Source organism: Pseudomonas sp. NPDC087817 (genome assembly GCF_044742875.1).
In the GTDB taxonomy this organism is placed as follows: Bacteria; Pseudomonadota; Gammaproteobacteria; order Pseudomonadales; family Pseudomonadaceae; genus Aquipseudomonas.
The window spans coordinates 1-8,586 of the sequence record NZ_JBIUVJ010000111.1 but is presented as its reverse complement, the minus strand read 5'-3'; the positions used below and the strand labels follow the sequence as shown (position 1 = coordinate 8,586).

General features: G+C 57.9%; 7 protein-coding genes. 1 reads left to right on the top strand and 6 read right to left on the bottom strand.

Annotated features, from left to right (window positions below; all coding sequences use genetic code 11):
* Positions 1 to 98: 98 nt before the first annotated feature.
* The 5 genes from carA to grpE all read right to left on the bottom strand — a co-directional run bounded on the left by carA (position 99) and on the right by grpE (position 6,316).
* A complete protein-coding gene (gene carA / locus ACIONG_RS29195) occupies positions 99 to 1,178 on the bottom strand; it encodes a glutamine-hydrolyzing carbamoyl-phosphate synthase small subunit (RefSeq protein WP_401304385.1) in 1,080 nt (359 codons plus the stop codon).
* 314 nt (positions 1,179 to 1,492) lie between these two features.
* Positions 1,493 to 2,299, bottom strand: coding sequence for a 4-hydroxy-tetrahydrodipicolinate reductase (gene dapB / locus ACIONG_RS29190; RefSeq protein WP_213027519.1), 807 nt, complete (start codon positions 2,297 to 2,299; stop codon positions 1,493 to 1,495).
* Between the two features lie 9 nt (positions 2,300 to 2,308).
* Complete coding sequence (gene dnaJ, locus ACIONG_RS29185; protein WP_095191067.1) at positions 2,309 to 3,433, bottom strand: molecular chaperone DnaJ; 1,125 nt, start codon at positions 3,431 to 3,433, stop codon at positions 2,309 to 2,311.
* A gap of 297 nt (positions 3,434 to 3,730) precedes the next feature.
* Positions 3,731 to 5,647, bottom strand: coding sequence for a molecular chaperone DnaK (dnaK, locus tag ACIONG_RS29180; RefSeq protein ID WP_103303212.1), 1,917 nt, complete (start codon positions 5,645 to 5,647; stop codon positions 3,731 to 3,733).
* Positions 5,648 to 5,749: 102 nt separating this feature from the next.
* On the bottom strand, positions 5,750 to 6,316 hold the full coding sequence (gene grpE / locus ACIONG_RS29175) for a nucleotide exchange factor GrpE (RefSeq protein ID WP_103303213.1): 567 nt from the start codon (positions 6,314 to 6,316) through the stop codon (positions 5,750 to 5,752).
* A 240-nt stretch (positions 6,317 to 6,556) separates the two neighbouring features.
* On the opposite strand from grpE, the gene recN reads away from it, so the two are divergent.
* Positions 6,557 to 8,230, top strand: a complete 1,674-nt coding sequence (gene recN / locus ACIONG_RS29170; protein ID WP_315446814.1) for a DNA repair protein RecN — start codon at positions 6,557 to 6,559, stop codon at positions 8,228 to 8,230.
* Positions 8,231 to 8,305: 75 nt separating this feature from the next.
* Here recN and ACIONG_RS29165 read toward each other — a convergent pair.
* Positions 8,306 to 8,586, bottom strand: a 281-nt coding sequence (locus tag ACIONG_RS29165; protein ID WP_401304380.1) for a transcriptional repressor, incomplete at its 5' end; no start/stop codon positions are given.

Here is an 8,586-nt window from a genome sequence, read left to right as displayed (position 1 = left end):
GTCGGCAAGCCGTCTTGATCGATTTCTGAAGTCCCGAGGGGGCCGCCGGATTCGGGGCCGCCCTCAAGGGCTTCTCTCTACAGTCTCAAGGCGAACGCTTAGCGTCGCTTGGCCATCTCGTTGATGAAGCGGTCGAACAGTGGCGCCACATCGTTCGGGCCCGGGCTCGCTTCAGGGTGGCCCTGGAAGCTGAACGCGCTCTTGTCGGTGCGTTCGATGCCTTGCAGGGTGCCGTCGAACAGCGACTTGTGGATCGCACGCACGTTGGCTGGCAGGGTTGCTTCGTCGACCGCAAAACCGTGGTTCTGGCTGGTGATCATCACAACGCCAGTGTCCAGATCCTGTACCGGGTGGTTGGCACCGTGGTGGCCGTGGCCCATTTTCAGGGTCTTGGCGCCAGAGGCCAGAGCCAACAGTTGGTGACCGAGGCAGATGCCGAATACCGGGATTTCGGTTTCCAGAACTTCCTTGATCGCCTGGATCGCGTAGTCGCATGGCTCCGGATCACCAGGACCATTGGACAGGAACACACCGTCCGGCTTCAGTGCGAGTACGTCAGCGGCAGGCGTTTGCGCCGGCACAACGGTAACGCGGCAGCCGCGCTCGACCAGCATGCGCAGGATGTTGACCTTGACACCGTAGTCGAAGGCGACGACGTGGTATGGCAGCTCGGAGGCGTCGATGGTCGCGTGGCTGTCGGTTTTCAGGTCCCAGACAGTCGAGCGCCATTCGTATTGAGTCTTGGTGCTGACGACTTTCGCCAGATCCATGCCCTTCAGGCCCGGGAAGCCTTGCGCAGCTGCAATGGCAGCTTCTTCGGAGATGTTGTCGCCGGCCATGATGCAGCCGTTCTGTGCACCTTTCTCACGCAGGATGCGGGTCAGGCGACGGGTGTCGATACCGGCGATAGCCACAACGTTGTTGGCTTTCAGGTAGTCGGACAGGGACATCGTGTTACGCCAGTTGCTCGCTACCAGCGGCAGGTCACGAATAACCAGGCCAGCGGACCAGACGCGGTCAGACTCGGCATCGCCCGGGTTGGTGCCGGTGTTGCCGATGTGCGGGTAAGTCAGGGTAACGATCTGTTGGGCGTAGGAAGGATCGGTAAGGATTTCCTGATAGCCGGTCATTGCGGTGTTGAACACCACCTCACCAACGGTTTGACCGTCGGCTCCAATGGCTTAGCCTCGAAAAATGCTGCCATCAGCAAGGGCAAGTATGGCTGGCTTAGTCAAGAAGACCTCCCGTAAATAACGCATGAAAGGGCGATCGCAGGTTGTAAAAAAGCGGAGTGACGTATGGACACGTCACCCCGCTTCTTCACTGAATTATTCTGCGCGCTTTTAGTGGACACACTAAAGCTGTAGCTTACAGAAAAAGGCTTTTTTGGTCCACCGTTAAAGAGCCTAAAAGGCCGGAGAATGCGACAGGGCGTCGCTCGGTGGTGAAAATCCAGCACAAACAGGGCGTTTGCGCTGGATGAAACCATGACTCAATGGAGGTCGAGCACGTCCTGCATGTCATAAAGACCCGGTTCGCGACCATCCAGCCACAGTGCAGCACGTACCGCACCCTTGGCAAACGTCATGCGACTCGATGCTTTATGAGTGATCTCCAGACGCTCGCCTTCGCAGGCGAACAACACCGTGTGATCACCGACCACATCACCGCCGCGAACGGTGGCAAAACCAATGGTTTCACGCTCGCGCGCACCGGTGTGACCTTCGCGCCCGTAGACCGCAACCTTCTGCAAATCACGATCCAGCGCATCGGCGATCACTTCACCCATGCGCAAGGCCGTGCCTGAAGGAGCATCAATCTTGTGTCGGTGATGAGCCTCGATGATCTCGATGTCAGCATCATCACCCAGCACTCGCGCAGTCATCTCGAGCAGTTTCAGCGACAGATTTACACCGACACTGAAATTGGCGGCGAACACGATTGGAATGTCCTTGCCAGCCTCGGCCAACAACTTCTTCTGCGCGGAATCCAGCCCGGTGGTGCCGATCACCATGGCCTTACCGGCCTTGCGACAGAACGCCAGGTTTTTCAGCATGACTTCCGGCAGGGTGAAGTCGATCAACACGTCGAACTCCTCCGCCACCGACTCGACATGACCGGACAACGGCACACCGATACGCCCCAGCGAAGCCAGCTCACCAGCATCCACCCCGATCAGCGTACTGCCCGGGCGCACAATTGCAGCCGTCAGGCCGGTCAGCGGCGCGCGCTGCTGCACGGCCTCGACCAGAATCTTGCCCATGCGCCCGGCGGCGCCCATCACAGCTATACGTCGCATGCCGACTCCTTACAGATCGCCGAAGAAGCGCTTCACACCGTCGAACCAACCGGTGGTTTTCGGCGAATGACTGTTGTCATCCGCCAGCGAGCTGCGGAATTCTTCAAGCAATTCGCGCTGACGACGATTCAGGTTGACCGGGGTCTCGACCGCCACACGGCACATCAAATCCCCCGCACCACCGCCACGCACTGGCGCAACGCCTTTACCACGGACGCGGAACTGCTTGCCGGTCTGGGTGCCTTCAGGGATTTTCAGTTTGACGCGACCGTCGAGGGTCGGAATTTCCAGCTCGCCGCCCAATGCTGCATCGACAAAGCTGATCGGCACTTCGCAGAACAGATGCTTGCCGTCACGCTGGAAGATGTCGTGCTCGCGGACATTGATAACCACGTACAGGTCGCCAGTCGGGCCACCTTGCGTACCCGCCTCGCCTTCGCCAGACAGACGAATGCGGTCGCCGGTATCAACGCCAGCCGGCACTTTGACCGAAAGGGTTTTGTACTCTTCGATGCGACCATCACCGTGACAGGAGTCGCACGGATCGGAAATGATCTTGCCTTGGCCATGGCAGCGCGGGCAGGTTTGCTGCACCGAGAAGAAGCCTTGCTGCATGCGCACCTGACCGATGCCACCGCAAGTCGGGCAGGTCGACGGCGAAGAACCTTTCTTGGCGCCCGAACCATCACACGGCTTGCAATTGACCAGCGTCGGCACACGGATATTCACGGTCGTACCGCGCACCGCTTCTTCCAGATTCAGTTCCAGGGTGTAGCGCAAATCGCTGCCACGCTGAGCGCCGCCACGGGAACCGCCGCGACCGCCGCCAAAGAAATCACTGAAGACATCACCAAAGATGTCAGAGAAGTTCTGACCGCCGAAACCGGCACCGCCGCCACCCATGCTCGGGTCGACGCCGGCATGACCGTACTGGTCGTACGCTGCTCGCTTGCTCGAATCGGACAATACTTCATAGGCCTCGTTGGCCTCTTTGAACAGCTCTTCCGATGCTTTGTCATCGGGATTACGGTCGGGGTGATGCTTCATCGCCAGACGACGATAGGCCTTCTTCAGGTCCGCATCGCTTGAGCCACGCTCAACTCCCAAAACTTCGTAGTAGTCACGCTTTGCCATATGTTTTCTGCACTCTTGAGGACGTTCGGCAAACCCCTCCTGAGGATGGCCAAACTCGTTGAGCCCCAATACAGGCCCGGACCCAACTCACGTCAATTCAACGATCCTGGTCTTTGTTTCATGCGGTACTTGCGGCGCGAAAAGCAGGAGCATTCCCGGCCATACCACCAACACGCGAACGCTGTCGCATGCTGTAAAAATTCGCGTATTCCAGATACGCCAACGCGGGAGCTAGCTCCCGCGCGGCGACATCCTACCAGTCACTGCCTGAAGGCAGTCAACCGGCCGACCAACAACTTACTTGTGGTCTTTTACTTCTTCGAACTCTGCATCGACAACGTCGTCAGCCTTCTCAGCCGATTCGCCTTGCGGGGCTGCGCCATCAGCTGGCTGAGCCTGTTCGGCGTACATCTTCTGAGCAACCGGAGCGGAGACTTTCGACAGCTCTTCAACCTTCGCTTCGATGGCAGCCTTGTCGTCGCCTTTAACGGCAGCTTCCAGAGCAACCACAGCCGCTTCGATCGCAGTCTTCTCTTCGGCGGTGACTTTGTCGCCCGCGTCAGCAATCATCTTGCGAGTCGAGTGAACCAGTGCATCGCCCTGGTTACGGGCAGCGGCCAGCTCTTCGAACTTGCGGTCTTCCTCAGCGTTGGCTTCGGCGTCACGCACCATGCGCTCGATTTCTTCGTCGGACAGACCGGAGTTGGCCTTGATCACGATCGACTGAGTCTTGCCGGTAGCCTTGTCTTTCGCACCAACGTGCAGGATGCCGTTGGCGTCGATGTCGAAGGTCACTTCGATCTGCGGCACGCCACGTGGCGCAGGTGGAATGTCGGCCAGGTCGAACTTGCCCAGGGACTTGTTCTGTGCGGCTTGCTTACGCTCACCCTGCAGGACGTGAATGGTCACGGCGCCCTGATTGTCGTCAGCAGTCGAGAACACTTGCGATTTCTTGGTAGGAATCGTGGTGTTTTTCTCGATCAGCGCAGTCATCACGCCACCCATGGTTTCGATACCCAGGGTCAGCGGGCTGACGTCGAGCAACAGAACGTCTTTCACGTCACCAGCCAGAACAGCGCCCTGAATCGCGGCACCCATGGCAACCGCTTCGTCCGGGTTAACGTCTTTACGAGCTTCTTTACCGAAGAAATCAGTAACCAGCTTCTGTACCAACGGCATACGAGTCTGACCACCGACCAGAATCACGTCGTTGATCGCGCCAACGTCCAGACCTGCGTCTTTCATGGCGATGCGGCAAGGTTCGATGGTGCGCTGAACCAGGTCTTCAACCAGTGCTTCGAGCTTGGCACGCGAAATCTTCACGTTCAGGTGCTTAGGACCGGTCGCATCTGCAGTGATGTACGGCAGGTTAACGTCGGTCGACTGAGCGGACGACAGCTCGATCTTGGCTTTCTCAGCGGCTTCTTTCAGGCGCTGCATGGCCAGCGGATCACCTTTGAGGTTCATGCCGCTTTCTTTCTTGAATTCGTCAACGAGGTAGTCGATCAGACGAATGTCGAAGTCTTCACCGCCGAGGAACGTGTCACCGTTGGTGGCCAGAACTTCGAACTGGTGCTCGCCATCAACTTCAGCGATCTCGATCACGGAAACGTCGAAGGTACCGCCACCCAGGTCATAAACGATCACGGTGTGATCGCCCTTGGCCTTGTCCATACCGTAAGCCAGAGCAGCTGCGGTAGGTTCGTTGATGATACGTTTTACGTCCAGACCGGCGATGCGGCCGGCGTCTTTGGTCGCCTGACGCTGGCTGTCGTTAAAATAGGCCGGAACGGTGATCACCGCTTCGGTCACTGGCTCGCCGAGGTAGTCTTCGGCGGTCTTCTTCATTTTCTTCAGAATTTCAGCCGAGATTTGTGGCGGCGCCATTTTTTGGCCGTTCACTTCAACCCAGGCGTCGTTGTTGTCAGCCTTGACGATCTTGTAAGGGACCATCTGGATGTCTTTCTGCACAACTTCTTCGTCGAAACGACGACCGATCAGACGCTTTACTGCGTACAGAGTGTTGTGCGGGTTGGTCACTGCCTGACGCTTGGCCGACTGACCTACCAGAATTTCGCCATCGTTGGCGTAAGCGATGATCGACGGCGTAGTACGCGCGCCTTCAGCGTTTTCAATAACTTTGGCCTTGCCGTTTTCCAGCACGGAGACGCAGGAGTTGGTAGTCCCCAGGTCGATACCGATAATTTTGCCCATGTTCACTCTCCCGAAACTTTGGATTTGGATGCCGCAGCAGTGGTGGCTGACTGCGGTAGCACTTAAACGCTTGACTTCTAAATGGGGGCCTTGCGGCTAATTTCAAGCCTTCTCGTCAATCGAAGGCGAAATTGGCGCCGGCGCCTTGCTGACTACAACCATGGCCGGACGCAACAGGCGACCGTTGAGCTGGTAGCCCTTCTGGAACACCTTCAAAACGCTGTTCGGTTCCACGTCGGCGCTTTCCTGCATGGCCATTGCCTGATGCTGAACGGCGTTGAACGGTTCGCCATGCGGATCGATCGCTTCAAGCTGATAACGCTTGAGGGTGTCGTGGAACATTTTCAGGGTCAGCTCGATGCCTTCACGCATCGGACGGATGCTTTCGTCGTCCGGATTCGACAGCTCGAGGCCGCGCTCCAGGCTGTCGACGATCGGCAACAGGTCGCCGGCGAATTTTTCCAGAGCAAACTTGTGTGCCTTTTCGACGTCCTGCTCGGCACGACGACGGACGTTCTGCAGATCGGCAGCGACACGCAGAGACTGATCCTGCGCGGCGGCCAATTGCTCTTCGAGCACTTGTACACGGGTCGCCAGGTCGTCACCCGAACCCTCGGGCGCCTGATTGGCTTCTGGGTTTTGCTTATCTACTGTCTGTTCGTCAGCCATAGAATTCTCCTTTCAATATCGTCCGCGAGTTCGACTCGCGCTTCTGCCCCGATATATGGGGCCGCAAAATCAGGCTTCAAGGGCTTTCAAGCATTAACCCTACAAAAAAGTGCCGCTTTCTCATGCCTCGATGCACTAAGAAGATTTTCTGTTCAAGCAAATCGAGCTAAGCGAGGGCATTGTCAGCTCGAAACAAAACACTGTATAAATAACCAGACCTAAACCCTGGGAGCGGCCTTTATGCTGGTGCACCTGTCCGTACACAACTACGCCATCGTTGAACATCTCGATCTCGAACTTGATCGCGGGATGAGCGTGATCACAGGGGAAACCGGCGCCGGCAAGTCGATCATGCTCGACGCACTGGGCCTGACCCTCGGTGATCGCGCCGACAGTGGCGTAGTCCGCCCGGGCGCCGACAAGGCCGATATTCTGGCGACCTTCGACCTGAGTGACATTCCCGAAGCCAGCGCCTGGCTGGCCGAACGCGATCTGGACATCGACGGCCCCTGCATCCTGCGCCGGGTGATCACCTCGGAGGGCCGTTCGCGTGGCTACATCAACGGCACGCCCTGCCCGCTTGGCGATCTCAAGGCCCTCGGCGAATTGCTGATAGATATCCATAGCCAGCACGAACACCAATCCCTACTGAAAACCGACACCCATCGTCGCCTGCTCGACGAATATGCCGGCGCCACCGATCTGGCCCGTCAGGTTCAGCTCGCCGCACAGCGCTGGCGCCAGACTCGCCAGGAACTGGAGCGCCTCTCCAACTCCGGTGATGAACAACGCGCCCGCCATCAACTGCTCAGCTACCAGCTCGAAGAGCTTGAAAATCTGGGTCTTGGGGATAACGAGCTCGAACAACTGGAGCAGGAACACAAGAATCTGACCAATGCCGAAACCTTGCTTGGCATCTGCCGACAGGTGGTCGAACAGTGCAGCGAAAGTGATTCCGGCAATGTGCTGAACGCATTGACCGCCAGCCTCAATCGCCTGTCGAGTGTGAACAACTCCGTTGGCGCCCTGGGCGAAGCCAGCAGCCTGCTGACCAGCGCACAGATTCAGGTCGAAGAAGCTGTCGGTGAGCTCAATCGCTTCCTCGACAACTTCGATGCCGACCCGGCCCGCCTGCAATATCTGGAAGAACGTCTCGACGCTATCTATACCTTGGCGCGCAAGCACCGCATTCAACCCAACGAAGTCGGCGAAATGCAGCAGAAGTTGCTGGATGAGATCGAAACCCTCAACGCCAATGACGAATCCATCGAGCGCCTGGGCGAAGAACTGGCCTCCTATGCACGCCACTATCAGGAAAAGGCCCGGGAGCTGAGCGACTTGCGTCATCAGGCTGCCGGGAGCCTCGCCAGTGCGGTGGAGCAGGAGATTCAGCGACTGGGCATGCCTGGAGGCCGATTCACCATCGAACTGAAGGCCAACAGCAGCGACGAGTTGCTACCCAACGGCCTGGAGCAGGTCGAATTACTGGTCAGTGCCAACCCCGGCCAACCGCTGAAGGCGCTGGCGAAAGTCGCATCCGGCGGTGAGCTGTCACGAATCAGCCTGGCGATCCAGGTCATCACTGCGCAGACATCCCGTGTCCCGACACTGGTGTTCGACGAAGTCGATGTGGGCATTGGTGGCCCGACAGCGGAGATTGTCGGTCAACTGTTGCGTCGCCTCGGCGAGCGCGGACAGGTTCTGACGGTTACGCACCTGCCACAAGTAGCGGCACAGGGTCACCAGCATCTGTTTGTGCATAAGGTGCGTGGAGAAGAGGCAACGCACACAGCCGTCTCCAAATTGAGCAAGAACGACCGTATAGAAGAAGTAGCGCGGATGCTCGGCGGCATCGATTTGACCAAGGAGTCCCTGGCCCACGCGAAAAAAATGGTGGTTACCGCGAAAGTTTAAGAACGGCAGAAAGCACGAAGGCGACCCTTGGGTCGCCTTCGCTCGTTTCGCGAACCTGAAATTCGCGCGACATGCTTACTTTTTCTTGCGGACGTACAGCACCAGGTTGTGATCAACCATCTCGAAGCCATGCTTCTCGACGATCGCTTTCTGAAGTTTTTCGATTTCCTCGTCGAAGAATTCGATGACTTCGCCTGAGTCCACGTTGACCATATGGTCGTGGTGGCCACCGTCGGCCAATTCGAATACCGCGTGGCCGCCGTCGAAATTGTGACGGACCACGAGGCCAGCTGCTTCGAACTGGGTCAGAACACGGTAAACCGTGGCCAGACCGACGTCCTCGCCCGCTTCCATCA